The organism is Microbacterium paraoxydans (genome assembly GCF_020524545.1).
Taxonomy (GTDB): Bacteria; Actinomycetota; Actinomycetes; order Actinomycetales; family Microbacteriaceae; genus Microbacterium; species Microbacterium paraoxydans_C.
Window position 1 is genome coordinate 599,468 of the sequence record NZ_JAIVLG010000001.1, and the last position, 24,429, is coordinate 623,896.

Here is a 24,429-nt window from a genome sequence, read left to right on the forward strand (position 1 = left end):
AATCCGTGAACGCGACTAGTTTCTTCAAGTGGATCGGCTCGCTCCCGCCGGTCCTGCAGGCGGTCGCCGTCGTCATCGCTTTCGCGGTGGTCGTGGCGATCATCCTGCTCCTGGTGGACATCGCTCCACGCAGGGGAAAGCTCTATACCTTCGTCCGATTGGCGATGTGCCTGCTCATCCCGCTCGCGGTGATGTTCTTCTTCAACTCCTATTACTGGGCGATGGGAGTGGCCGTCGCCGTCGGCGCTCTGTTCTTCTGGCTCGACTACCGTTCCCGCGATGGCGCGGGATATCTCATCCAGCTCGTGGCGTTCATGGCGCCGGCGCTGCTGCTGCTGCTCGTCGGCCTCGTCCTGCCCTCCATCCAGACGATGTTCTCGTCGTTCATGAACTCCTCGGGCAAGGAGTTCGTCGGCCTGTCCAACTACTTGTGGATCTTCACGCAGTCGGACGGCATCACGGCCGTGATCAACACGATCGTCTGGGTGCTCCTGGTGCCGACGGTCTCCACGATCGTCGGCCTCGCCTACGCCGTGTTCATCGACCGCACGCGTGGCGAGAAGATCTACAAGGTCCTGGTCTTCATGCCGATGGCGATCTCGTTCGTCGGGGCCAGCATCATCTGGCGGTTCATCTACGAGTACCGCGGTCCGCAGTACGAGCAGATCGGTCTGCTCAACCAGGTGCTCGTGTGGCTCGGGGGCACGCCGCAGCAATGGCTGCTCAACGAGCCGTGGAACAACCTGTTCCTGATCGTCGTGCTCATCTGGGTGCAGACCGGTTTCGCGATGGTCGTGCTGTCGGCGTCGATCAAGGGTGTGCCGGCCGAGCTGCTCGAGGCGGCAGAGCTGGACGGCGCGAACGCCTGGCAGCGGTTCGTATCGGTGACCGTGCCGGCGATCCGTCCCGCACTCATCGTGGTGCTCACGACCATCTCGATCGCGTCGCTGAAGGTGTTCGACATCGTTCGGACGATGACCGCCGGCAACTACGGCACGTCGACCCTCGCGAACGAGATGTACACCCAGTTCTCGAAGTTCGAGGCGGGGCGCAGTGCCGCGCTCTCCGTCATCCTGTTCATCCTGGTGCTGCCGATCGTGATCTACAACGCGCGCCAGATCAAGAAGCAGCGGGAGATCCGATGACCGACACCGTGAAGTCAGACGCCGCCCTCAGCACGCGCGCGATCACCACCGGCGGTGGGTTCGAGGGTGCGGCCGGACGCACTCGCAAGAAGCTGTCCCGGCCGTGGGCATCGGTGGCATCCATCGTCATCGCCTTCCTGTGGACGATCCCGACGCTCGGACTGTTCATCTCGTCGTTCCGGCCACGGGACCAGATCCAGACCACAGGCTGGTGGACGTTCTTCGCCGATCCGCAGGTGACGCTCGACAACTACGCCGATGTGCTGCAGTCCGGCACGACGCAGCTCACGATCCTGGAGTCGTTCGTCAACTCGATCGCGATCACGATCCCCGCCACCGTTGTACCGCTGATGATCGCCTCGATGGCTGCCTACGCGTTCGCCTGGATCGACTTCAAGGGCCGCAACGCACTGTTCATCTTCGTGTTCGCGTTGCAGATCGTGCCGATCCAGATGGCCCTGGTGCCGTTGCTGAGTTCGTTCTCCCGGGGGCTGAACCTCTTCGGGCTGCAGGTCACACTGCCGCTCGACGCCTCCCAGGGGTACGCACAGGTGTGGATCGCGCACTCGATGTTCGCTCTACCGCTCGCCATCTACCTGCTGCACAACTTCATGTCGGAGATCCCCGGCGAGATCATCGAGGCCGCGCGCGTCGATGGCGCATCCCGCGGGCAGATCTTCTTCCGTGTGGTGCTTCCGCTGACGATGCCGGCGATCGCCTCTGTCGCGATCTTCCAGTTCCTCTGGGTCTGGAACGACCTGCTCGTCGCGCTGGTGTTCGCGGACGGCGCTGCGGCGCCGATCACGAAGCTGTTGGCAGAGATCACCGGAACGAGAGGAAACGACTGGTACCTGCTCACGGCGGGCGCCTTCGTCTCGATCATCGTGCCGCTGATCGTGTTCTTCGCACTCCAGCGCTACTTCGTCCGAGGCCTGCTGGCCGGATCGACGAAGGGCTGACACGCTTCGGAAGACAGAGGGGCCTTTCGTGAGAACGGATGCCGCGGTCGGGCGAAACACAACCCCGTCCGCGGCATCCGCGCGTCTACCCTGAAGGCATGAAGTACGCAGACTCCATCGTCGACCTCGTCGGCGACACGCCCCTCGTGAAGCTTCGTCACGTCACCGAGGGCGTCGCGTGCACGGTTCTCGTGAAGCTCGAGTACCTGAACCCGGGCGGCTCGTCGAAGGATCGGATCGCCGCGCGGATCATCGACGCGGCCGAAGCCGCAGGCGACCTGAAGCCGGGCGGGACGATCGTCGAACCGACCAGCGGCAACACGGGTGTGGGCCTGGCGCTGGTGGCGCAGCAGCGCGGTTACACGTGCGTGTTCGTGCTTCCCGACAAGGTGGGCGCCGACAAGATCGACGTGCTGCGCGCATACGGGGCGGAGGTCGTGGTGACACCGACCTCGGTCGCGCCAGACAGCCCGGAGTCCTACTACAGCGTGAGCGACCGGCTGGCGCGGGAGATCCCCGGCGCGTTCAAGCCCAACCAGTACGAGAACCCGAACGGTCCGCGCAGCCACTACGAGACCACAGGTCCGGAGATCTGGCGGGACACCGACGGCGAGGTCACGCACTTCGTCGCCGGCGTCGGCACGGGCGGGACGATCACGGGGACCGGCCGGTACCTGCGCGAGATCTCGGAGGACCGGGTGCGGATCGTGGGGGTCGACCCGGAGGGCAGCGTCTACAGCGGGGGGACCGGACGGCCGTATCTCGTCGAGGGCGTGGGGGAGGACATCTGGCCGGGAGCGTACGATCCCACCGTGCCGCACGAGGTCGTCGCGGTGAGCGATGCCGACGCCTTCGCGATGACGCGGCGACTCGCCCGCGAGGAGGGCATCCTCGTCGGCGGATCGAGCGGGATGGCCGTGGTCGGTGCGCTGCGCGTCGCACGGGACCTCCCGGCGGACGCCGTGATGGTCGTGCTGCTGCCCGACGGAGGCCGCGGCTACCTGGGCAAGATCTTCAACGACGGGTGGATGCGCTCCTACGGGTTCAGCGAGGTGGAGGACGGGGAGACCGTCGCCGACGTGCTCGCGGCACGCCCGGACCGCCAGGGAGCGGGGATCCCGGATCTCGTGCACGCACACCCGACCGACACCGTGCTCGAGGCGATCGGCATGATGACCGAGTACGACGTCTCGCAGCTGGTCGTGCTCAGCGCCGAACCGCCCGTCATGATGGGCGAGGTGCTCGGAACGGTCGACGAGAAGGGCCTGCTCGACCTGCTGTTCCGCGGCGAGGCGAACGCGACCGACGCCGTGGGCGCGCATGTCGGGGCGCGGCTTCCGCTCGTCGGCATCCACGCCTCGGTCGCTCAGGCGAGAGCCGCGCTCGCCGAGGCCGATGCGCTGCTGGTGACGGAGGACGGCAAGCCGCACACAGTGCTGACGCGCCAGGATCTGCTCGCGTACCTCTCGCGTTGAGGCCGTCCGCAGGGTGATGACCCTGGGCGTAACGGGGCGTCCGCGGCACTGGTCGCGGACGTAGGCTGAGGGCATGTCCGACCACGCCTTCGCCACCCGCGCCATCCACGCAGGACAAGCAGCCGACCCGACCACGGGGGCGATCATCCCGCCGATCCACCAGTCCTCCACCCATGTGCAGGACGGCATCGGCGGTTTCCGCGAGGGCTACGAGTACAACCGTGCGGGCAATCCCACGCGCTCCTCGCTGGAGACCCAGCTGGCGGCGCTCGAAGGCGGAGTGAGCGCGCTGTCCTTCGCCTCGGGGCTCGCTGCGGAGGATGCGCTGCTGCGCGGCATCCTGAAGCCGGGCGATCACATCCTGCTCGGCAACGACGTGTACGGCGGCACGTACCGGCTGCTCACCAAGGTACTGGCGCGTTGGGGAGTGCAGACCACCACGGTGGAGCTCTCCGATACCGATGTGCTCCGTGCCGCGATCCGCCCGGAGACGAAGATCGTCTGGGTGGAGACGCCGAGCAACCCCCTGCTGAAGATCGTCGACATCGCCCTGATCGCCGAGATCGCCCACGCCGCCGGTGCTCTCGTGGTCGTGGACAACACCTTCGCGTCTCCCGCGCTGCAACAGCCGCTCGCGCTCGGCGCCGATCTGGTCGTGCACTCCACGACGAAGTACCTGGGAGGGCACTCCGACGTGCTCGGCGGTGCGGTCGTGTTCGGCGACGACCGGTACGTCGAGGAGGTCAAGTTCCAGCAGTTCGCCGTCGGTGCGGTGTCCGCGCCGATGGACGCGTGGCTGACGACCCGCGGCATCAAGACCCTCGCGCTGCGCATGCGCCAGCACTCGGTGAACGCGCAGGCGATCGCGGAATGGGCGGCGGAGCGTCCCGAGTTCTCACAGGTGTACTTCCCCGGACTCGCCTCGCATCCCGGGCATGAGATCGCCGCCACGCAGATGAGCGGGTTCGGCGGCATGCTGTCGCTCGGCCTCGCTGCCGGCGCCGACGCGGCACGGGCCTTCGCCGAGAGCACCTCCGTGTTCCAGCTCGCCGAGTCGCTCGGGGGCGTGGAGTCGCTCATCGGCTATCCACCGGACATGACGCATGCGTCGGTGCGCGGAACGGCGCTCGCAGTCCCCGAGAACGTGGTGCGTCTCTCGGTGGGCATCGAGGATGTGGGCGACCTGATCGCCGACCTCGAACAGGGACTGGGGCGCGTCACCCACTGACCTCGCCGCCTGGCGGCGCGTGCGGGAGCAAAAAGGTGCCCACGGGGTGGCCGGGAGGTGCGTTTTTGATCCCGCAGCGGGGGAGACGGACGCGATAGCATGGGGGCTTCCTGCGGCGAATCGATTCGATCCCGCAAAACCCCGAACTCTGGAAGGACGTCGTGTCCGACGCGCCCCGTACTGACTCCGTCCCCGTCGCCCCCGCGGAGCAGCCGACCGATGAAACCCCGCGGCCCGCACGTACCGCGACCGGGAGCATCCGCACCAGCACGGCGACCGGGGCGATCCGCACCCTCGGATCGAACCCTGCGACCGCGCCGATCATGCTGCATCCAGGAGACGCGATCTCCCTCGGCAGACGGACGCTCTACATCGTCCTGCTCGGCGCGCTCACCGCGCTCGGCCCGTTCACGATCGACCTCTATCTCCCGGCCTTCCCCGTGCTGGAGGAGGACTTCCAGACCACGGCCGCCGCGATCCAGCTGACCCTGACCGGAACGATGATCGGCTTCGCGCTGGGACAGCTCGTCGTGGGGCCGCTCAGCGACAAGGTCGGGCGTCGAGTGCCCCTGATCTTCGTCACCGCTCTGCATGTCCTCGCGAGCGTGGGGGCGGCCCTCGCGCCGAACCTCGGCCTGCTCAGCGCGGCTCGGGTGCTGATGGGCGTTGGCGCGGCCGCGGGTGGAGTCGTCGCCATGGCGATCGTGCGGGACCTGTTCGGCGGACGGCGACTGGTCATCATGCTCTCGCGCCTTGCACTGGTGTCGGGCGTCGCACCGGTCATCGCGCCGCTGATCGGGTCCTGGCTGCTGACGCTCATGCCTTGGCGGGGGATCTTCGGCGTGCTCGCGGCCTACGGCGTGGTGATGCTGCTGTCCACGCTCCTGTTCATCCCCGAGACCCTTCCCGTCGCGCGTCGCCAAGGGAGCGGTGCCACCATGCGCCAGCGCTACCGCTCGGTGCTCTCGGATCGGGTCTTTCTCGGGGTGCTCGTGATCGGCGGGATGACCTTCTCCGGATTGTTCTCGTACCTGTCTGCGTCGCCGTTCCTGTTCCAGGTGACCCACGGGCTGGACGCCCAGCAGTACGGTCTGCTGTTCGCCGTGAACTCGCTCGGTGTGGTCGCCGGCGTGCAGACGGCTTCGCGGCTCGCGGCCCGCTTCGGACCGCAGTGGGTGATGGCCTACTCGACGGCGGTGCTGCTGCTCGCGGGTGCCGCGATCATCGTGACCGACCAGCTCGGGCTCGGGCTGTGGGGCACGGTCATCCCGCTGTTCGTCTTCATGACGGCGTGCGGCTTCACGTTCCCGAACGTGCAGGTGCTGGCTCTCGACCGGCACGGAAAGGCCGCGGGGACAGCGGCATCCATCATCGGGGCGACGAACTTCGGTGTGGCGGGGCTCATCTCGCCGGTGGTCGGCTGGCTCTCGCGCGACGCCGGGATCACGGCGACGACCATGGCCTCGGTGATGGTCGGCTGCTCCGCGATCGGTGTCCTGTCGCTGTGGTTCGTCGTGCGTCCGCGCACCGTGGGGATGCTCACTCCCTGAGAGTCCAGGCGTCGTCCGACAGAATGGGACGATGGACAGGCGGATGCTGCTGTGGTGGGGGGTGGGCCTCCTCGCGCTCGCAACGGCGCTCGGCGCACTGGTGGTGTTCGGCTATCCGGAGGCCTCCGGGTTCGACCGCTGGTGGAACGAGATGATCGCCGCTGTCCGATTCGACGGGATGGTCGACTTCGCGCTCGTCCTGAACTGGATCGGCGGCGGCTGGGTGGCGATCTTCGCGGTGCCCCTGTCGGCCGTCATCGTGCTCGTGCTGGCTCGCCGGTGGCGTGCTGCCGCGTTCGCGGCCCTCTGCTTCGCCGCGAGCGCCGCCATGGTGCAGCTGCTCAAGCAGATCTTCGGACGAGCCCGCCCCGATGACATGCTGGTGGTGAGCGACTACGGCTCCTTCCCCTCCGGGCATACCGCGAATGCCGCGACGATCGCCCTCGTGATCTGGGTGCTGTTCCCGCGGGTCTGGACGGCGGTCCTCGGCGTGCTGTGGGTGCTCGCGATGGCGCTCTCACGCACCTTCCTCTCGGTGCACTGGGCCAGCGACACTCTCGGCGGCGCTCTCGTCGGTGCCGGCGTGGTCCTCGTTCTGGCCGCGTGGCTGCTGCCGTGGGTGCAGCAGAAGAGGGCCGAGGTGGCGGCGCCGATAGGCTGAACGGGCCCGCTGTCCAGAGGAGTCCTTCGTGTCGCGTATCCGTCCCTATCGCCCCGCCGACCGTGCCGCGCTCTCCGAGATCTGCGTGAAGACCGCTGACGCCGGCGTCGATGCGACCGGAGTGCTCTCGGACGACGCGCTCTGGGGCGACCTGTTCGCGGTCCCATACGCAGAGCGGCACCCGGATCTCGCCTGGGTGGTGGAGAGCGACGACGGGCGCACGATCGGCTACATCGTGGCGACCGATGACACCGATGCGTTCTACACCTGGTTCCGCGACGTGTGGTGGCCGACGCTGAAGGAGCGCTATCCTCGGCCGGCCGAGGTCGTCACGCGCGAGGACTGGATGGTCGACTACGGCTACAGCCGCGCGCCCGGGATCGAGCCCAACGCCGCGGACCATCCGGCTCACCTGCACATCGACCTGCTTCCGGAGACGCAGGGACAGGGTTTGGGACGGTCTCTCATCGAGACCCTGTTCGCGGAGCTGGCGCACCGTGGCGTCCGGGGGCTGCATCTGGGCATCGACCCGAACAACACCGGGGCCGCCGCGTTCTACGAGCGCCTCGGGATGAAGCGGCTCCCGGCGGAACCGGGCGGACAGATCTACGGCGTGCGCTTCGACGACTGAGCACCGCACTGGGAGAAATGAGAAAGAGCCCCCGCTGGCGCGGGGGCTCTTTCTCATTTGGCGGTGACGGCGGGATTCGAACCCGCGGTTGCTTGCACAACACACGCTTTCCAAGCGTGCTCCTTCGGCCGCTCGGACACGTCACCAAGGAACAACCTGTCCATCCTATCCGATCGACGGAGCGCGACGTGACAGAGCGCTGTGGCGGAGCCTGGCGCGAGGTCTTCCTGTGCCTGATATGACGCGTTTGGAATATATTGCAAGTCGCCTGAATGCTCAATAGCCTCACATGAGTACGGATGATGCCAGATCGCATCCGACGCTTCTGGGGGAGACGATGAGCGCCAGCACGACCACGGCACGAGGTGGCAGTCACCGCGCGGTGAGGGCATTCGAGCAGTATGTGACCGCGGAGCGCTCGGTACCGGGGTGCACGGCGTTCTTCCTCGAATCCGCGGTGCACCTCGACGAGGTGCGGGCGCTCGCGGAACGGAACGATGTGATCTTCGTCCCCGCGGGGTACAGCCCGAAGGTGGACCCTCGGATCGTCTCCTTCGCCGGAGCCCTCCACGCACCCGGTGACGAGATGAGCTTCGGCGGGCCCCACACGTTCCGGCTGCAGGACTATCTCGCCGGTCGATTCCGCTTCCGCGACGGGCTCACGGTGGTCCGACAGAGGTCGGCGGAAGGCCTCGCCGCGTTCCTGCGGGATGCTGACGACGCTCGATCGACCGGAACCTTCGCCGACCGGCTCCTCGACGGCGCCCTGTTGCTGGATTCCGCCGCATCTTTCACCCGCGCGTATCCGGTGCCGGACTCTCTGGTGCGCGTGCACGTGACCGCGGACGGCGAGTACCGGGACGGCCCGGACGGTCTCCTGCTCGGACGGGTGGGCGACGGGCGCGTCGACATCGAGGTCGTGGCCGCCGAGAGCGCCGGTCGTGGTCGCGCGTTCGCGCGCATCATCGACCCCCGCATGCTCGAGGCGGATCTCGACGATCGACCGTGGATCGAGCTGTATGCGGCCCTCGTCTCGGCGGGTCGACGGGACCACGTCTGATGCGTCAGGACGAGAGCGGAGCCGGGTCGGACCTGGTCGGGGCACGCGCGCTCCGGGAGTGGATCACCGGAGTGCCGGAGAGGTACGCACGGGTGTTCCTCGTCGAGAGCGGCGCCCTGGCGGATCGTGTCGCGCGCGCAGCCGGCCGAGACGATGTCATCCTTCTCCCCGAGGAGAGCGGACCGTGTGCGGGCCCGGCCCACGTCGCCCGCTACGCCGGCGCGCTGCACGACATCGGCGACGAGTTGTTCTTCGGTGAGCGCTGCGTCGAGCTCCAGGACTACGTCGCTGCGGCGTTCCTGCAGTTCACCGGTCCGACGGCGCTCGGCCTCTTCGAAGGGGCGAGTTGGCAGGCCCTCCTCGACGATGCCGAGCTCGCGCGGCGGACGGGCGTCTTCCCGTCCGCTCTGATCGATCCGCGAGTGCTCCTGGCGGATCGCGGCGCGCTGTCGGAACCCGGCGAGCTCGCGACTCCGAGCGCGGTCAGAGTGCGTGCGGACGGCACCGTCAGCATCGGCGTCCAGGGCGACACCCTCGGCATCGTCGACGAGCTGCCCGCGATCCTCTCCGCGCTGCACCCCCGGGCCGTGGCACTGGACGAATCGGTGCGACGAGACCTGCTCGTCGCCGACAGATCGATCCGCGAGGGGGTGCTCCGATACCTCGGTGCGACAGACCTCATGAAGATGCTCCGCCTGGCCAACGGCGACACCCGGATCTCGGGATTCGGGTGGGCGCTCGTCGACGACGGCTTCGCGGATGCCGCCCCCTCGGCCGCGGATCCGTTCCTGATCGAGACCACGGACGGTTTCGTCCTGGCGGACACGCGGACACTGCGTCGGCAGCTGCTGTCTCCGGCGACCGCTCAGGTGGTCGCCGTCACGCAGACGTCCTCGACGCCGGAGGTCGCTGCAGAGCGCGCGGCTCGACAGCTGGGCGCCTCCGTCGTCGATGCGCGAGCCCTGTGTCTCGAGGCCGTCACCGCCCTCCGCATCCGGTTCGGCATCCGGGACGACGTCGCCCGCCCGGCGAACGGCATCCGGCGTTGAGCGAGCCGAACGCCGTGTGGAGTTCGATGCTCCCCGCGGACGCGACCTTCCCGCCTGATCGGGTCGCCGTCCGCGCCGAGGGACATCGGATCGAGTTCGCCGACGGATCCACGCGCCTGTGCGCGACGAGTGGGCTCTGGAACGTGCCGCTCGGGTATGGGAACCCGGTCGTCGGTGAGGCGGTGGCCAAGGCCACCCGCGATGCGTCGTACCTGACCCTGTTCCGGGCTTCGCATCGCTACGCAGAGGTCGCCGCTGAAGGGCTTCTCGACCTCGCGAATCCGACCAGGTACAGCCGGGTCATCTTCTCCACCTCGGGTGGCGCGGCGAACGATGCCGCCATGAAGCTCGCGCGGCAGTACTGGGCGCAGCGGGGTACCGGCTCCCGGTCGCTCATCGTCGGGCTGAAGGGCAGCTATCACGGCACGATGTACGGCAGTCACGCGCTCAGCGGCGACGATCTCCTGCAGCCCGTCTACTCCGTCGATCGCAGATCGGTGAGGCACGTCTCGCACGGCGACGACGGAGAAGAGCTCGCCACGCTGTTGAAGCGGGAGGGCTCCCGGGTGGCTTCGGTCGTCGTGGAGCCCGTCCTGGGCAGTGGCGCACACGCCCTGTCCGACGCGTTCATCGATCGCCTCCTGACGCTCCGAGAGGAGTACGGCTTCCTGCTCGTGGCCGATGAGGTCGCGACGGGATTCGGACGCACCGGGGCGATGCTCGCCACCGACGGCTGGGCGGCGGCACCGGACGTCCTCCTCCTCTCGAAAGCGCTCACGAACGGCGCGACGGCCGCGGCCGCGCTCCTCGTGGGGCCTCGAGTCGCAACTGAGTTCACCCGCGGCGGCTGGACCTTCGTCCATGGTGAGACGCAGGCGGGAACGCCGGTATGCGCGGCAGCCATCACCGCGGTGCTGGAGGAACTTCGCCGGATCGACGTGGAAGCGACCACGCAGGCACTCAGCGCCGAGGTGCTCCGTGTGGCGACGTCACTGAAGTCGGATGGCCTGATCGCGGAGATCACCGGGCGAGGCTGCTTCGTGGGGATGGGGCTTCGACACCACGACGAGCGCCCGCTGTCGTCCTCGGAGGTTCTCCGCGTGGTCTCCGCCATCGCAGACCACGGCGTGCTGGTGCAGCCCGGTCCCAGCTCCATCGAGCTGATCCCGGCATACGGGTTCACCTCGAACGAGCTCCGCGCCGTGGATGCGGCCGTGCGCTCCGGCCTGGCGCGAGTGCAGGGCGCGGCAGCATGACCACCGCTTTCGCCAGACGGACCCCGACCCTGTGGCACGGCCCCGGCGTCGCGGATCACGTGGTGACGCAACTCACCGCGGGGCGCGAGATCCTCGTGATCGCGGACTCTGCGATCCCGGTCCCGTTCCGTGCAGCGTCCGCGGCGACGACCATCACCGTGGACGCATCGTCGGTGGATGTCGCGTTCGTCTCCGGGATCGCGCGGCAGGTCGTCCGTCGATCGCCCGAGGTCATCGTGGCCGTCGGCGGGGGAAGCGTGCTCGACGCCAGCAAGATCGCCGCGCTCGCGCTCGCACCGGGGAAGACCTTCGACTACGCGATCGGTCATGCGGAGAGGTCCTCACTGACCGTGCTGCCGTACGCGCCGCCGCCGGTGGAACTCGTCGCCGTGCCGACGACCCTCGGCACCTCGTCCGAGACGAACAGCGTCGGCATTCTCAAGAACGACAGCGGCTACCGGCTCATCGTCGGACACTCGCTCAGACCTCGTCACGCCGTCATCGATCCACGCAACCTGGAGTCCCTCACGCACGGCGCCGTCCGTGAGGGAGCACTGGAGGCCTTCCTGCGCCTCGCCGGCACGTCGACGAGTTCGGGACGAAGCCCGCGGGGGAGCAGCGAGGCCGTCATCCTCGGGAGGGCCCTCCTCGAGACGGTCTCCCAGGACGCTGTCTCCTCCGCGGGGCGACTGCGCCTGGCGCGCCTGAGCGCAGCCACTCAACGCGGCGCGGCGCTCCGTGGGCGCGACCCCTACAGTGCCCGCCACTGGTATCTCGCGAACGAAGTGGCCTTCGTGCTGGGGGTCCGCAAGATGGTCGCCACGGCGGCGGTGATCGCGGCGGTCTGGCGTCGCATCTGCGCGGGCGACACACGCTGGGGGGACCGGGAGAGTCTCCTGGAGTTCTGGTCGCGGGTCGCGAGCGGGGTGGCTTTGCCTCTCGAACCGGCTGCGGGCATCACCGCGCTGATCGAGCGGTGGGAGATCCCGCTTCCGCCGCGACCGACCGCTCGGGAGGCCGACCGTATCTCGACGTCGACGGAGTCGTCGTGGGGAGATCGCCGCCCGATGCTCACCGGCCTCGTGGCCGATGACATCCGTGAGGTGCTCCACGATTCCTGTTGGGGCCATCCGTACGCCGGCGAGGTGCGCCGGCCGTCGACTGCCACGCAGAGGAGGTGAAGAGATGATCAAGGACGCGGAAGAGCGACTCCGGTTCGAGGAACTGGATGACATGGAGGCTCCCAGCTGGGAGAGCTTCTATCAGGGCGCGATCAGTGCACTGATCCTCATCGGGATCGGCGCAGCCGCTGCGACGTGATCCCGTCGCCCGACGGAGATCGAGACGAGAAAGGAGACAGGCATGAACACCGAAGTGCAGAGGCTCGAATTCATTGAGCTCGAGGCGATGGACGCGCTGAACAACACCGACGATTTCGTTCGGGGCTTCGCCGTCGGCGTCATCATCGGCATCCTCGCGCTCACGTAGGCAGCGCATCGCAGCGAGATGAAAGAGGTACCACATGCAGTCTGATCTGCTGGAGTTCCAGGAACTCGAACGAATCGACGCGCCCCTCGAGTGGTGGGAGCACGTCAGCTACATCATCGCCATCATCGGCGGTGCAGCCGCGATCGCCACGTGACCGGTCGGGGTGCGGGCGGTTCCGCGCGCCCGCACCCCCTCGCTTCCGCGGAGAGGTGTGATGAATGTCAGGATCGATAACCGAAGCCATCGCGGCGCGACTCGACAGGGCGGGTGCGGTCGCCCGAGGACAGGATCTGTATGCGGGGGTCGGGGCGGACTTCTACGAGCGACTGGTCGGTTCCGATCCCGCAGAGATTCGAGAGGTGCTGGCGCTCGCGAGAGAAGCCGCGGGTCCGATCCTCGATGTGGCCGCCGGCGGTGGGAGGCTGACGATCCCGTTGGTGCGTTCCGGTCGAACCGTGACCGCGCTCGATCTCTCCGGGGACATGCTCTCCCACCTTCGCCGTGCCCTGCCGGAGCACCCGCGGCTGGACTGCGTGGTCGCCGACATGCGCGACTTCACCCTTGAGCGGCAGTACGATCTCGTGGTCCTCGGTGCGACCTCGATCACCTTGTTGGACGGAGAGGGGAGGGCGCTCCTCTATGCGAGCGTGCGGCGCCACCTTGCGCCGGGGGGAGTGTTCGCCTTCACCGTCGCGGGAGGCGCTTCGGCGGAGAGCCTGACGGTGCCGACGGATCAGGAGATCCGTGTCCCTGCGCCCGGCGGCGAGGAGACCTATCTGTTCTCGCAGCAGATGGAGGAGGACGGTGCGGCTCGCCTGGTGAACTGGGTGCGCGCCGACGATCTCGCCGCGGGCGGTGACGTGTGCGTCCTCACGAGTCGGCTGCGCGTGCTCAGCCAGGAACTCCTCTCCCTCGAACTCGCGGACGCCGGTTTCGCCGAACCCACCGTCTCGCCCGTGCGGACGCACCGCGGAGCGGACATCCTGCTTCTCACGACGACGTGGGCCGGGACCCCCGAGCGGGCGCATGACGATGACCTCGGCTAGCTTCGCTCGCCGTCGAGGCCCTCGGGCCGTGGTACCGCTGACGGCCGATGATCGTCCCCTGCTCGCATCCGGTGTCGCCTTCGAGGAAGTGAACGAGGCGGGCGTCTGGATCGCGATGCTGCAGGGCGTGCCGTCGTCGAGGGTCTCGCGGCCCGTCGTCGATCTGCTGACGGCGATGAACGGTGAGACCACGCTTCGCGACCTGCACGAACGCTTCGCCGCCTCCGAGGCCGTGGAGGACTTCCTCCTGCTCATCCAGCGCTTCCGCGCCAGCGGGCTCCTGGACGGTGACACGAGACCCCCGCCCGGCAGAGTGACCTATCGGCCTCCGTTCACCCTCCAGTTCGCGACGCTGCGTGCGCCCGCCTTCTTCGGCCGCTGGAATCGTCTCCTCCTCCCGCTCCCACGACGAGGGGTTCTGGTGCCGGTCGTCGTGGTCCTCTGCCTCGGCCTCGTCGCCGCAGCCTTCCAGGTGGGAGAGGTGGGGGATGTCCTGGCTATGCCCGTGTCGCTGCCCGGGCTCGTGGTCGTCGTCGCCGTCCTGTCCGCCATGACGCTGCTCCATGAGAGCGCCCATGGCCTCACGCTCGCGCGGTTCGGCGGTGAGCCGCGTCGCGCGGGCTTCATGCTCTACTACCTCACGCCCGCCTTCTTCGTGGACGTGACCGACGGCTGGCGCCTCTCCGATCGGCGGCAACGTGTCGCGGTCGCGCTCGCCGGTCCGGCCGTGCACGCCGTCGCCGCGGCGCTCGCCCTCGTCACCGCGCTCGTGCTCCAAGATCCTCTGATCCGCCAGACACTCCAGCTCCTCGCCGTCGCCTGCGCCGCGATCGTGCTGGTCAACCTGATTCCGTTCGTGCGGTTCGACGGCTACATCGCTCTCATGAGCGCACTCGACGAACCGAACCTCCGTGACCGGACGATTCGTGATGGGGCCGACTTTCTGACCCGCGTGCTGTTCGGCGGACCGCGGAAGTCCAGGGATCTGGACAGGTGGTGGAGTGTTCCGTTCGGTCTCGCCTGCCTCATCGCTCCGGTCGCGATGGTGCTGTTCGCGCTCTCGCGCGTCGCGCAAGCGCTCGCCGGGGCAGGACCGGCCGCGGGGATCCTCGTCCTCGTTCTGGAGACGGCCGTGGTGATCGCCGGGGTCGCGCTCCTCTCGAGAGCACTGCTCCGCGTCTTGCGGTCGGGCGTCTCACGGCTTCGCTTCGTCTCCGTCAGCGTCGCGCTGTTGGCGAGCATCGTGGTCGTGGGAGCCGTCATCCCGGTACCTGTGACGACGACGTTCGGTTTCGTCACGCGGGGTGACCGGGTGCTCCTGGTGCAGTCGCGGACGGTGGTCGAGGCGGACGTGCCGGAGAGTGCCCCGGTCCTGCTCTTGAGCGCGGGGCTCCTCACGAATGCGCGGGTCGGCGACGGAACCGTCAGGCCGGAGCCGTGGAAGCAGACGGAGGTCGGGCTGGAGGCGCTCGTCCCGATCGCGGCGGACGGCGTGAGCGTCCCCGCGACCATCATCGCCGGTGTCGATGTGCACGAGGGCAGCGGAGGCATGCCCTCGACAGGACGGGCGCAGGTCGCGCTCGGCACGAGAAGTCTGTGGCAGACGCTTTGGGCGACGGGCGTGCTTTCGCCTCTGTCGGCGTTTGCGGAGGAGAAGCAGGAGAGGGATGAACATGACTGAACACGCGATCGAGGTCCGAAGCCTCACGAAGAGGTACGGCCGCCGCACCGCCGTCGAAGATCTGTCGTTCGTCGTGCCGCGCGGGACGATCGTCGGACTCCTCGGGCCCAACGGCGCGGGCAAGTCCACGACGCTGCGAACGCTCGTGGGCTTGCTCCGGCCGACGAGCGGCGAGAGCCTCATCGACGGGGTGCCCTTCTCGGCCCTCGAGAACCCGGCAGCGCACGTCGGTGTGCACATGGACGGGTTCGGGTTCGAGGCGGGCATCACCGCGAGGCGGCACCTGGAGATCTGCCGGCTCGCCGCCGGTGCGCCACGCAGCCGCATCGACGAGGTCCTCGAAGAAGTCGGGCTCGCCGCCGACGCCCGTCGCCGTGTGCGGACGTTCTCGACGGGGATGGTTCAGCGACTAGGCCTGGCTGCCGCTCTCGTCGGGTCACCTCCCATCCTCATCCTCGATGAGCCGGCGAACGGTCTGGACCCCGACGGGATCCGCTGGCTGCGCAGGTTCCTCCGCGGCTTCGCCGAAGGCGGTGGCACGGTGCTGGTCGCCAGCCATCAACTCGCGGAGCTCGAACACATCGTGGATGAGGTGGTCGTCATCAAGCGGCGAGCCCTCTTCGCGGGACGGCTCGGCGACCTCGTCACGCGTGAAGGGGACTCTCTGGAGAGCAAGTACTTCGAACTGGTCGAGGAAGTGCCTGCATGAAGAGCGCGATCCACAGTGAAGTCCTGCGTTCCGTGAGCGGACTCTCCCTCCTCGCCGTGTACCTCGTGGCGCTCCTGCTGCCAGCCTTCGTGCTGTTCTCCGATGGCTCGCGCCTGGACGTAGCCGGCCTCGACTCGGTCACAGCGACCGCTCGCCTGTTGGAACCCCTCGCCTGGTCGGGCATCTCCGCGGCGTTCGTCGGAGCGTACGGCGTCACCCGCGAGTACTACTACGGCTCGATGGACCGGACGCTCACCGGCGTCGGATTCCGCCGCGCGTTCGGCGGGAAGCTCATCGCCGGGGTCCTCGTCGCGCTCACGCTGTCCCTGGGACTCTTCGTCGTGTGGAGCGCGGGCGTCGCGGTCTTCTTGAGCGTGAGCGGTCTGTCTTTCGCCCCGGCCCCGGACGGGTGGCGCATCTATGCGGGCGCTGTCATCGGCGGGATGCTCGGTGCCCTGATCGGGGGGTCCATCGGTTGGATCACCCGGAACTACTACGCGACGGCCGTCATCGTCCTCGTCCTGCCGATGGTAGGAGAGCTCGCGCTGCTGCGCACGGCGCCGGAGGTGGCGAGGTTCTCGCCCGGGTTGGTCCTCGCGGCTCTGAGCGTGCCCGAGTACCAGGGCCACCTGCTCGAGTTCGGCCCGGCCCTCGTCGTCGCACTCGCCTGGGCTGCGGGCCTGGTGGCCGTGGCATGGGCGGGCGGCCGGAGGAGGACGGGATGATCGTCCGCGCGCTTCGAGCCCACGCCCGCACGTTCACCGGGGACGTCGTCCTCCTCTGGGTGGCGGTCGCGGCATTCGTGCTGTCGATCTCGATGGCGACGAGCATCCCCGCGGAGATCGCGGAGGCACCGGCCGACGCCCGCGCCGCGCTCGCTGCACCGTTCAGCGCCGTGCTCGCTACGTACGGCGCTGTTCTGGCGGCCGTCTACGGCTCCTTCCGATACACCCTCGACCGGCGGGACGGCGTCGTCGCGCAGCGACTGATGCTGCAGAGCCGGTGGGTGACGCTGATCACCCGCGCACTCGCGTCCGCGCTCGGCGGCGCGGTCGTCGCCGGCGTGGCGCTCCTGGGAGGAAACATCGCGCTGGCCGTCGCGATGGGCGGTGTCCCGGTGAGCTGGGCATCGGTGGGATCCACCCTGGCCGTGGGCGCCGGTGCAGGCCTGTGGGGCATGGCGGTGGGCGTCATCGTCCAGAGCCATCTCGTGGCTCTCTTCGTCGCTTCCATGTCTCTCGGGAGCGCCGTCCTCGTCGCGATGCTCTGGAACGCCGCCGCCCGCGGCATGCCGCTGATCGCGCTGCTCGAGGCATTCGGATTCGACGTCGCCGCCGTGGGGATGTCGCCGCATGACGGGCCCAGCAGCGCCGTGCCGGTCGCCGCCGGGTGGATGCTGGCGGCTCTCGTCGCGGGGGGAGCCACCCTCCTGCGCCGCGACGTGAAGTAAGGGTTTCGCGCCGCGCCGGGGTTCGGAGCGGCACGGGGTCACGACGTAGGATCCCTAGGTGGCAACCCCCAAGATCGTCCTCTTCTATGCGTTCACGCCCCTGGCCGACCCCGAGGCCGTCCGTGTCTGGCAACGCGACCTCGGCGAGGCACTCGGCCTGCGTGGACGCCTGCTCATCTCGAAGGACGGGATCAACGGCACACTCGGTGGCGACATCGGTGTGCTGAAGAAGTGGCTGCGATCTTTCCGCTCCTACGCGCCGTTCGCCGACGCGGACATCAAGTGGAGCGAGGGAACGGGGCTGGACGCCGACGGGCGCAGCCTCGACTTTCCCAAGCTCAGTGTGAAGGTGCGCGATGAGATCGTCTCGTTCGGCGCGCCCGGCGAACTGCGCGTCGACGCGCACGGTGTCGTCGGCGGAGGCACGCGACTGACGCCCGAAGAACTGCACGGTCTGATCGACGAGCGTGGAGACGAGGTGGTCTTCTTCGACGGCCGGAACGCCCTCGAGGCGCAGATCGGGAGGTTCCGCGGCGCGGTCGTGCCCGACACCGAGACGACCAGGGACTTCGTGAGACTGCTCGATTCCGGCGCTTACGACGACCTCAAGGGCAAGCCCGTGGTCACCTACTGCACGGGCGGGATCCGCTGCGAGGTGCTGTCCAGCCTGATGACGGCGCGCGGCTTCGGCGAGGTGTACCAGCTCGAGGGCGGTATCGTCCGCTACGGCGAGAAGTACGGCGACGACGGTCTGTGGGACGGATCGCTCTACGTGTTCGACGGCCGCGGATCGGTCGACTTCTCCGACCATGCGCGCGTGATCGGCGAGTGCGTCGGGTGCGGCACCCCGACCAAACGCACGGCGAACTGTCCCGACCTGTCGTGCCGCTCGCAGTTCGTCGTGTGCGAGGCCTGCGTGGCCGTGCCTTGCACGGCCCATGCCGCCTGAGGTCAGGCAGCGACCCCGGGTTCCGCGGCACGGGGAGCGTACAGCGACCGGGGCAACAGCGCCGCCCGCAGCCGCGCCGGCCGATCCACGCTCCGGCGCAACGCCCGCAGCACCTCGTCGAGCGGCTCGGTGAGATCGGTCTGCACCTCGACCGAACGTGCGTAGTTCGTCTGCTCGACCGCATCCGTCAGCCGTCGGATCGCCGCAGCCCCCACCCGGCCCTCGCGCGCCAGGCCGGCCGCACGAACTCGCGGGGTGTCGGCGTCGGAGACCGGCAGCTGCAGGTCGATCAGGGTGTCGCGGAGCTCCGCCCATGCCGCTGCAGGATCGCCGCGTCTCGCCTGCGCGAAGCGTCGGCGACGTTCGATGACGCGGATCGATGCCGGTACCAGCAACAGCGCGACGACACCGAAGGCGATGAGCGTGACCGGCGTCGGATCGAGACGCCGCTGCGTGGTGCCGTCGGCCGAGTCGCCCCCGGTGTCCGCGCGGTCGATCTCCGGTCCAGAGGTCTCCTCGCTCTGCGGGGCCGTGGTCGGCGCAGGGGTGGAGGGGGATCCCGAGTCGCCGCCCTGCGTGACCCCCGCTCGGAACGCGGTGGGCACGCCCAAGGAGGCGGTGGGCTCGAACGGCACCCAGCCGATACCGGGGAAGAGCACCTCGGGCCAGGAGTGCAACTGGTCGCTGGTCACGGAGAAGACCGACTCGCTGCCGCGCTTCTCGTCGGTGAGTGAGCCGGGAAGGTACCCGACGACGATGCGCACCTGCATTCCCAGGCTCTCCGCCATGAGCGCGAACGCCCCCGCGAAGTGCACGCAGTATCCCGAACGCACGTCGAGGAACCGCGCGACGGCTTCGGCGCCGGTGCCGTCGAAGCCCTCCTCCACCGGCGTCTCCAGCGAGTACGTGAACTGCGAGCGGAACCAGTTCTGCAGTGCGATCAGCCGGTCGTAGTCGGTGCTTGCGGCGGCTGTCACCTCGGCGGCACGCTCCGCGATGATCTCGGGCAGCTCCACCGGCTCGGCGTCGGGATCGACCACCGGGGATGCCGCGTCGATCGCACGGATCTGCTCGAGCGTCGGAACCAGGCGCGACGAGGTGACGGTGTAGTCGTTCCCCACCGCATCGGCACTGCGCGAGAAGAGAGTGCGGTTGAGGGGAGACACCCGCCAGGAACCGCTGAGCCCCTGTACCTCGGTGGCGGGATACGGGACGGGCAACCACGAGCTCGACATGCGGAGCACACGGATGGACGTGTTCTCCTCCTCCGTCGCGATCTCCGGCCCCCATTCCGGAGCGCCGAACCCGTCGTCCTGCGACTGAAGATCGCCCCGGTCCGGCTGCCACACCCGACCGTCGAACCGGGAGAGCGTCGTCAGCCGCAAGTAGGGGGCGACGTCGGCCTTCGCAGCGATGGTCAGCACTTCGACCGGATTGGGCTGGCGCAGGTCATCGCCCAGACGCAACGAGGCATCGACGGTGACCCCGACACCGGTGCCGGCCATGCTCGTCGCCACCGGAAGCGCGGGGGCGATCACCAAGGTCGTCACCAGAGCGGCGGCCCCGACGCCCATGGCGACCGAAAGCGAGGACTTTCGAGGGGATTCCGGGTGTCGACTCGCGGTGTACCGGAACAGGAAGAGCGTGACCACGCCGAACAGCACGAACCACACGACATTGGTCTCGCCGAGGGTGATGATCATCGGGACGGCTCCGACGATGCCCGTCAGCAGCGTCGCCAGCACCGCGGAACGGTGCGCCACCAGGTGATCGACCAGGATCGCGACGATCGCGAAGCCGGCGGACAGGGCAGCGGTGAGGGCGGGCGAGGCGTCCAACGGCGCGGAGCCGAAGACGACCGCTTCGAAGGCAGCCGCGCCGAGCGTGCCGAACACGGCGACCGTCGTCGGCGTCGGCAGCACGCCGAAGAACGCGGTGTCGCCGGACACCAGCAGGGTCACCACCGCGATCGCGACCACGATCTGACCGAGGAACGTCCCCGCGTCCCGGAGCCAGGCGGCCTGTCGGCGCAGCAGCCGTCGCAGGAGCATCCCGCCACCCGTCACGGCGACGATCACGATCAGGACGGAAGACGACCAGGCTCCGGGCGAGATCACCGATGTGTACGGCCACATCGCCACGATCGTCGCTGTCGCGGCCAGCGCGCCGGGGCCGAACACACCGGTCGGCTCTTCCTCGTCGCGGTGCCAGGTCGGTGCCGCGTGCGCGGGGCGGGCCGCGGTCTGCGGGGGCTGCTCAGCGCGGAACATCGCCGACTCCGATCCGCGCCGTGACCGCGTCCTCCCAGGCGTCCGCGATGACGGGCCCGAGCGCCACCGCCGTCCACCCGTGCGGAGTCGCCGCTTCTGCGGCGCCGGGCAGCAGATCCGTGCTGAACAGCATCGGCGCGGCGGCACCGGCCGGACGCAGCCGGGCCGCGTCCTCCTCGTCGAGTCGGCCGGTGATGAAGACCAGTGGTCCTGGCGGGGTGCCACCGATGAGCGTCGCCAGATCTCGGCTCTCCCCCCGGGGCGCGACCATCGCGAGCGCCACCAGCAGTCCGTCGCGATCGTCCTCGTGCCCGCGCAGCGCACCGAGCAGCGAACCGGCACTGTCGATCACGTCGACGCTGTACCCCTCGGAGGCGAGGTGCACGGCTGCAGAGGCGCAGAGCGAGACGGCGGTCTCGAACGTCGGGTCGGCGTCGGAGCCCGGCGCCTCCCAGCGGGCGGCACTGCGATCGAGGACGACGACTGCGTCGGGGCTGGACTCCTCCTCTTCCTGGCGCACCATCAGCTGCCCGCGGTGGGCGGTCGCACGCCAGTGGATGCGGCGCATCGAGTCGCCGGGGATGTAGCCGCGCGGCGAGAGGTTGTCGCTGCCCTGTCCGAGCCGCGTCGATGACGTGTGCGCGGTTCCGCCGGCGGCTCCGACGCGCACGGCCAGCGGGGCGAGCGCGAACACCTCGGGGACGACGGTGATGCTGCGGGTCTCTCCGAACGCCTGTTCGCGCTGGGCGAGGCCGAACGGGTCGACGGTGCGCAGCATCAGCGGACCGAGCGGCCAGACGCCCCGTCGCACCCCGGTGATCGAATACGTGAGCCGACCCGTCTCGGGAGGGTACTCACCGCCGGAGTCGCCGGCGACCGCGTCGGGGAGGACGTCGTGCCAGAGTCCGCGTGGCACCCGCAGCGCGCGGAGCGCGATCCGGACCGTCACGCGCGAGGTCTCGGACACGGTGAGCAGATCGGTCGAGATCTGACGGGTGACCGTCCCGGAACGCCGTGGCAGACGGACGGCGAGGAGCGAGAACACGGTGAGAGCGGCCAGCAGCAGACCGATGTAGAGGAGGATGCGGGTGCCGAGGACGTTGGCGGCGATCACGCAGCACAGCGCGGCGACGAGAGCGCCGGCTCCGCGGCCGGTGAGGGGTCGGCGTCTTCGCATGATCGACCGGTCAGGAACGTGTCGCGACGGGGACCCGCACCCGTTCGACGATCTGGGTGAGTGCGGCCTCGACCGGCTGGGCTCCCGCGCGGTGGGCGCCGCGCGCCGGCAGCAGCCGGTGGGCGAGGACCGGGATGAGCAGGGCTGTGATGTCGTCGGGGATGACGTAATCGCGACCGTCCAGCGCCGCCCACACCTTCGCGGCGCGGATCAGCTGCAGGGTCGCCCGCGGGCTGGCACCGAGGTGCAGGTTCGGGTCGGAACGGGTCGCCTGGGCGAGCGCGACCGTGTACTCCTCCAGCGCGGGGGCGACGTGGACCGAGCGCGCCCAGGCGATGAGCTGGGAGATGGCGGTCGCATCGGCGACGGGCGACAGGGCGGCGAGCGGGTTCACCACATCGCGCTGGCGCAGCATGAGGGCCTCGGCTGCGGCGTCCGGATACCCCATCGAGATGCGCATCATGAAGCGGTCGCGCTGGGCCTCGGGGAGCGCGTAGGTCCCCTCCATCTCGAGCGGGTTCTGCGTCGCCACCACCAGGAACGGTGTCGGGAGCAGGTGGGTCGATCCGTCGACCGTGACCTGACCCTCCTCCATCGCTTCGAGAAGAGCCGACTGCGTCTTGGGGGAGGAGCGGTTGATCTCATCGGCGATCACGATGTGCGCGAACACCGCGCCGCGCTTGAACTCGAACTCCTGATCGACCGGGTTGTACACCGAGACGCCGGTGACGTCGCCGGGCAGCAGGTCGGGCGTGAACTGGATGCGCCGCACGGTCGCATCGACACTCGCGGCGAGTGCGCGCGCGAGCATCGTCTTGCCGACCCCGGGGACGTCCTCGATGAGCAGGTGCCCTTCGGCCAGGAGGCAGACGAGGGCGCTGCGCACGGCGTCCGGCTTCCCGTCGATGACCCGGCCGATGGAGCCGAGGATCGCAGAGGTCTGCGCGGCGAACCGTTCGGCATCGATCATCACCGGGATCAGGGGGGCTTTCTCTGGCATGCGTTCCCTCTCACGTCGGCGCTGCGGTGCGCGTTATTCGATCGTAACCCGGTGACGCCGTCACTGCTCTGGAAGCTTCCCCCCGAGAGCGCGCGGTGGCATCCACGACCCGACCTGCCCGTCGAACGGCCGGAGGTGTCGTCGCACCCGACGCGCTCGGGTTAGGATGGTTGACGGCTCTCCGCGTGGCGGCATCCAGGCCAATTCCCCCAGGGCGGAAACGCAGCAAGGGTAACCGGGCTCTGCTGGGTGCGCGGAGAGTCTTTTTCATGTGCGATGGCCGTGCCGTGACGCCCATTCGAACGTCAGGTGCACCTGAGACAATCGTCCCGTGACCGTCTCCCCGCCCTCGAAGGCGCAGCATCCGCTGGGCCGATTCGCCTCGCCGGCCCTCCTCCTCGTCGCGATGTGGATCGTGCAGTTCGCCGATGCGGTCCTCCCGGGATCCTTCACCGGTTTCGGCCTGCGGTCCTGGGACGTCGCGGGGCTCGGCGGCATCGTGCTCGGTCCGCTCCTGCACGCGAGCTGGCAGCATCTCATCGCGAACTCCGTGCCCTTCCTCGTCCTCGGATGCCTGGTGGCCGTCGAAGGTGCTCGCAGATTCTGGGCTGTCACCGCCATCGTCGCGATCGTGGGCGGTATCGGCACGTGGGTCGTGAACGCTCCGGGGACCCTGACGGTCGGTGCCTCCGGGCTCGTGTTCGGCTACTTCGGCTACGTCGTGATGCGGGTGTTCGCCCCGGGGCGCGTCGCCCACCGCATCCTCTATGCCGTCATCGCGCTCGTCGTGATCGTCGTGTACGGCGGCTCGATGCTGGCCGGAGTGTTCGGCGCCGCCGAGGGCATCTCCTGGCAGGGGCACCTGTTCGGCGCGATCGGCGGGGGCGTGGCGGCGTTCGCCGGTCGTCCCCGAATCGCGCGCGGCAGCGTGACGACGTGAACTCGGGGCGCACCGCGTCCCGGGGGAAGGCTCGAACGGCGGCGAAGAAGACGGCGAAGAGGCGCAGCAGCGCGGCTCGGCGACGCAGGACCGGTGCGCGCCGACGCGCGGCGATCCGGGCCCGACGGAGGAAGATCCTGCAGCGCGTGCTGATCTCCGCCGTCGCGGTCGTCGTGCTCGGAGGTCTGCTGACGCTGATCCCGCTGGGGCTCGGCCGCGACCCCGCCCCGATCTGCCTCGACGACCCCCGGACGTTCCCCGAGGCGGGCGTCCGCGGCTGGAGCGGGGAGCAGCTCGACAACGCCGCGACGATCATCCGCACGGCCGGTGCACTCGGGTTCCGCCGCGACGGGCAGATCCTCGGGGTGATGACGGCGATGGGTGAGAGCAGCCTGCGCAACATCGACTACGGCGACTGGGAGACGAGCGGGTTCACCAACCCCGATGGATCGCGCACGACCAGCATCGGACTCTTCCAGCAGCAGGAGTGGTGGGGGAGCATCGAGCAGCGCATGGATCCGGCAACCGCGGCGACGCTGTTCTACGACCGGCTGGGCCGCCTGCCCGGATGGCGGGACCTGGAACCCTCGCACGCGATCCACCGGGTGCAGGTCAACACCGATCGCGACTACTACGCACGCTTCCTGCAGGATGCCGCCGCCGTCGTCGACGCGCTGTCGCGCCCGTGCGAGTGACGCCCGCACC

General features: G+C 69.0%; 25 protein-coding genes, 1 tRNA gene and 1 other RNA gene. 23 read left to right on the forward strand and 4 right to left on the reverse strand.

Annotation, left to right across the window (positions count from 1 at the left end):
• Nucleotides 1-5 precede the first annotated feature (5 nt).
• From LC041_RS02965 to LC041_RS02995, 7 genes are all read left to right on the forward strand, one after another.
• Nucleotides 6-1,145: a carbohydrate ABC transporter permease gene (locus LC041_RS02965; protein ID WP_226531466.1), complete on the forward strand. Its 1,140-nt coding sequence runs from the start codon at nt 6-8 to the stop codon at nt 1,143-1,145.
• Nucleotides 1,142-2,104, forward strand: coding sequence for a carbohydrate ABC transporter permease (locus tag LC041_RS02970; RefSeq protein ID WP_226531467.1), 963 nt, complete (start codon nt 1,142-1,144; stop codon nt 2,102-2,104). The genes LC041_RS02965 and LC041_RS02970 overlap by 4 nt, the downstream gene beginning before the upstream one ends.
• 98 nt (nt 2,105-2,202) lie before the next feature.
• Nucleotides 2,203-3,579 (forward strand): cystathionine beta-synthase, encoded by a 1,377-nt coding sequence (locus LC041_RS02975; protein ID WP_226531468.1) that lies wholly within the window; start codon nt 2,203-2,205, stop codon nt 3,577-3,579.
• 73 nt (nt 3,580-3,652) lie between these two features.
• Nucleotides 3,653-4,807, forward strand: coding sequence for a cystathionine gamma-synthase (locus tag LC041_RS02980; protein ID WP_226531469.1), 1,155 nt, complete (start codon nt 3,653-3,655; stop codon nt 4,805-4,807).
• Between the two features lie 161 nt (nt 4,808-4,968).
• Nucleotides 4,969-6,357 (forward strand): multidrug effflux MFS transporter, encoded by a 1,389-nt coding sequence (locus LC041_RS02985; RefSeq protein WP_226531470.1) that lies wholly within the window; start codon nt 4,969-4,971, stop codon nt 6,355-6,357.
• 31 nt (nt 6,358-6,388) lie between these two features.
• Nucleotides 6,389-7,018 (forward strand): phosphatase PAP2 family protein, encoded by a 630-nt coding sequence (locus LC041_RS02990; RefSeq protein WP_226531471.1) that lies wholly within the window; start codon nt 6,389-6,391, stop codon nt 7,016-7,018.
• Nucleotides 7,019-7,046: 28 nt separating this feature from the next.
• Nucleotides 7,047-7,649 (forward strand): GNAT family N-acetyltransferase, encoded by a 603-nt coding sequence (locus tag LC041_RS02995; RefSeq protein ID WP_226531472.1) that lies wholly within the window; start codon nt 7,047-7,049, stop codon nt 7,647-7,649.
• A 58-nt stretch (nt 7,650-7,707) separates the two neighbouring features.
• Here the strand turns inward: LC041_RS02995 and LC041_RS03000 are convergent.
• Nucleotides 7,708-7,795, reverse strand: a tRNA-Ser gene (locus LC041_RS03000).
• 143 nt (nt 7,796-7,938) lie between these two features.
• On the opposite strand from LC041_RS03000, the gene LC041_RS03005 reads away from it, so the two are divergent.
• The 13 genes from LC041_RS03005 to trhO all read left to right on the forward strand — a co-directional run bounded on the left by LC041_RS03005 (nt 7,939) and on the right by trhO (nt 18,337).
• Nucleotides 7,939-8,709: a hypothetical protein gene (locus LC041_RS03005; protein WP_226531473.1), complete on the forward strand. Its 771-nt coding sequence runs from the start codon at nt 7,939-7,941 to the stop codon at nt 8,707-8,709.
• Nucleotides 8,709-9,758: a daptide biosynthesis RiPP recognition protein gene (gene mpaB, locus LC041_RS03010; RefSeq protein WP_226531474.1), complete on the forward strand. Its 1,050-nt coding sequence runs from the start codon at nt 8,709-8,711 to the stop codon at nt 9,756-9,758. The genes LC041_RS03005 and mpaB overlap by 1 nt, the downstream gene beginning before the upstream one ends.
• The gene (gene mpaD / locus LC041_RS03015; protein WP_226531475.1) at nt 9,755-11,014 is read left to right on the forward strand and encodes a daptide-type RiPP biosynthesis aminotransferase; all 1,260 of its coding nucleotides are present in this window, start codon (nt 9,755-9,757) and stop codon (nt 11,012-11,014) included. The genes mpaB and mpaD overlap by 4 nt, the downstream gene beginning before the upstream one ends.
• Entirely contained in the window at nt 11,011-12,195 is a 1,185-nt protein-coding gene (gene mpaC, locus LC041_RS03020; RefSeq protein WP_226531476.1) for a daptide-type RiPP biosynthesis dehydogenase, read from the forward strand. The genes mpaD and mpaC overlap by 4 nt, the downstream gene beginning before the upstream one ends.
• Before the next feature lie 4 nt (nt 12,196-12,199).
• Nucleotides 12,200-12,334, forward strand: coding sequence for an MpaA1 family daptide-type RiPP (gene mpaA1 / locus LC041_RS17050; protein ID WP_264188838.1), 135 nt, complete (start codon nt 12,200-12,202; stop codon nt 12,332-12,334).
• 42 nt (nt 12,335-12,376) lie between these two features.
• Complete coding sequence (gene mpaA2 / locus LC041_RS17055; RefSeq protein WP_264188840.1) at nt 12,377-12,502, forward strand: MpaA2 family daptide-type RiPP; 126 nt, start codon at nt 12,377-12,379, stop codon at nt 12,500-12,502.
• 34 nt (nt 12,503-12,536) lie between these two features.
• The gene (gene mpaA3 / locus LC041_RS17290; protein WP_308012732.1) at nt 12,537-12,656 is read left to right on the forward strand and encodes an MpaA3 family daptide-type RiPP; all 120 of its coding nucleotides are present in this window, start codon (nt 12,537-12,539) and stop codon (nt 12,654-12,656) included.
• A 64-nt stretch (nt 12,657-12,720) separates the two neighbouring features.
• Entirely contained in the window at nt 12,721-13,548 is an 828-nt protein-coding gene (gene mpaM, locus LC041_RS03025) for a daptide-type RiPP biosynthesis methyltransferase (protein ID WP_226531477.1), read from the forward strand.
• A 28-nt stretch (nt 13,549-13,576) separates the two neighbouring features.
• On the forward strand, nt 13,577-15,229 hold the full coding sequence (mpaP, locus tag LC041_RS03030) for a daptide biosynthesis intramembrane metalloprotease (RefSeq protein WP_226531478.1): 1,653 nt from the start codon (nt 13,577-13,579) through the stop codon (nt 15,227-15,229).
• Nucleotides 15,222-15,938 carry an ATP-binding cassette domain-containing protein gene (locus LC041_RS03035; protein ID WP_226531479.1) on the forward strand — a complete coding sequence of 239 codons (717 nt, stop codon included), beginning with the start codon at nt 15,222-15,224 and terminating at the stop codon, nt 15,936-15,938. The genes mpaP and LC041_RS03035 overlap by 8 nt, the downstream gene beginning before the upstream one ends.
• Nucleotides 15,935-16,663 (forward strand): ABC transporter permease, encoded by a 729-nt coding sequence (locus tag LC041_RS03040; RefSeq protein ID WP_226531480.1) that lies wholly within the window; start codon nt 15,935-15,937, stop codon nt 16,661-16,663. Before LC041_RS03035 ends, LC041_RS03040 begins: the two co-directional genes overlap by 4 nt.
• Nucleotides 16,660-17,388 carry a hypothetical protein gene (locus LC041_RS03045; protein ID WP_226531481.1) on the forward strand — a complete coding sequence of 243 codons (729 nt, stop codon included), beginning with the start codon at nt 16,660-16,662 and terminating at the stop codon, nt 17,386-17,388. The genes LC041_RS03040 and LC041_RS03045 overlap by 4 nt, the downstream gene beginning before the upstream one ends.
• Before the next feature lie 58 nt (nt 17,389-17,446).
• Nucleotides 17,447-18,337 (forward strand): oxygen-dependent tRNA uridine(34) hydroxylase TrhO, encoded by an 891-nt coding sequence (trhO, locus tag LC041_RS03050; RefSeq protein ID WP_226531482.1) that lies wholly within the window; start codon nt 17,447-17,449, stop codon nt 18,335-18,337.
• A gap of 2 nt (nt 18,338-18,339) precedes the next feature.
• Here the strand turns inward: trhO and LC041_RS03055 are convergent, their stop codons facing one another.
• From LC041_RS03055 to LC041_RS03065, 3 genes are read right to left on the reverse strand one after another with little or no spacing between them, the layout of a single operon-like run.
• Nucleotides 18,340-20,607 carry a transglutaminase family protein gene (locus LC041_RS03055; protein WP_226531483.1) on the reverse strand — a complete coding sequence of 756 codons (2,268 nt, stop codon included), beginning with the start codon at nt 20,605-20,607 and terminating at the stop codon, nt 18,340-18,342.
• Nucleotides 20,594-21,784, reverse strand: coding sequence for a DUF58 domain-containing protein (locus tag LC041_RS03060; RefSeq protein WP_226531484.1), 1,191 nt, complete (start codon nt 21,782-21,784; stop codon nt 20,594-20,596). Before LC041_RS03060 ends, LC041_RS03055 begins: the two co-directional genes overlap by 14 nt.
• Nucleotides 21,785-21,794: 10 nt before the next feature.
• Nucleotides 21,795-22,784, reverse strand: a complete 990-nt coding sequence (locus LC041_RS03065) for an AAA family ATPase (RefSeq protein ID WP_374197650.1) — start codon at nt 22,782-22,784, stop codon at nt 21,795-21,797.
• Between the two features lie 172 nt (nt 22,785-22,956).
• Between LC041_RS03065 and ffs the strand changes: the two genes are divergently transcribed.
• The 3 genes from ffs (at nt 22,957) to LC041_RS03080 (ending at nt 24,419) form a co-directional block, all read left to right on the forward strand.
• Nucleotides 22,957-23,053: signal recognition particle sRNA small type (gene ffs, locus LC041_RS03070), an RNA gene on the forward strand.
• A gap of 62 nt (nt 23,054-23,115) precedes the next feature.
• Nucleotides 23,116-23,724, forward strand: coding sequence for a rhomboid family intramembrane serine protease (locus tag LC041_RS03075; protein ID WP_226531485.1), 609 nt, complete (start codon nt 23,116-23,118; stop codon nt 23,722-23,724).
• A 146-nt stretch (nt 23,725-23,870) separates the two neighbouring features.
• Nucleotides 23,871-24,419 (forward strand): hypothetical protein, encoded by a 549-nt coding sequence (locus LC041_RS03080; RefSeq protein WP_226531486.1) that lies wholly within the window; start codon nt 23,871-23,873, stop codon nt 24,417-24,419.
• The last annotated feature ends 10 nt before the right edge of the window (nt 24,420-24,429 follow it).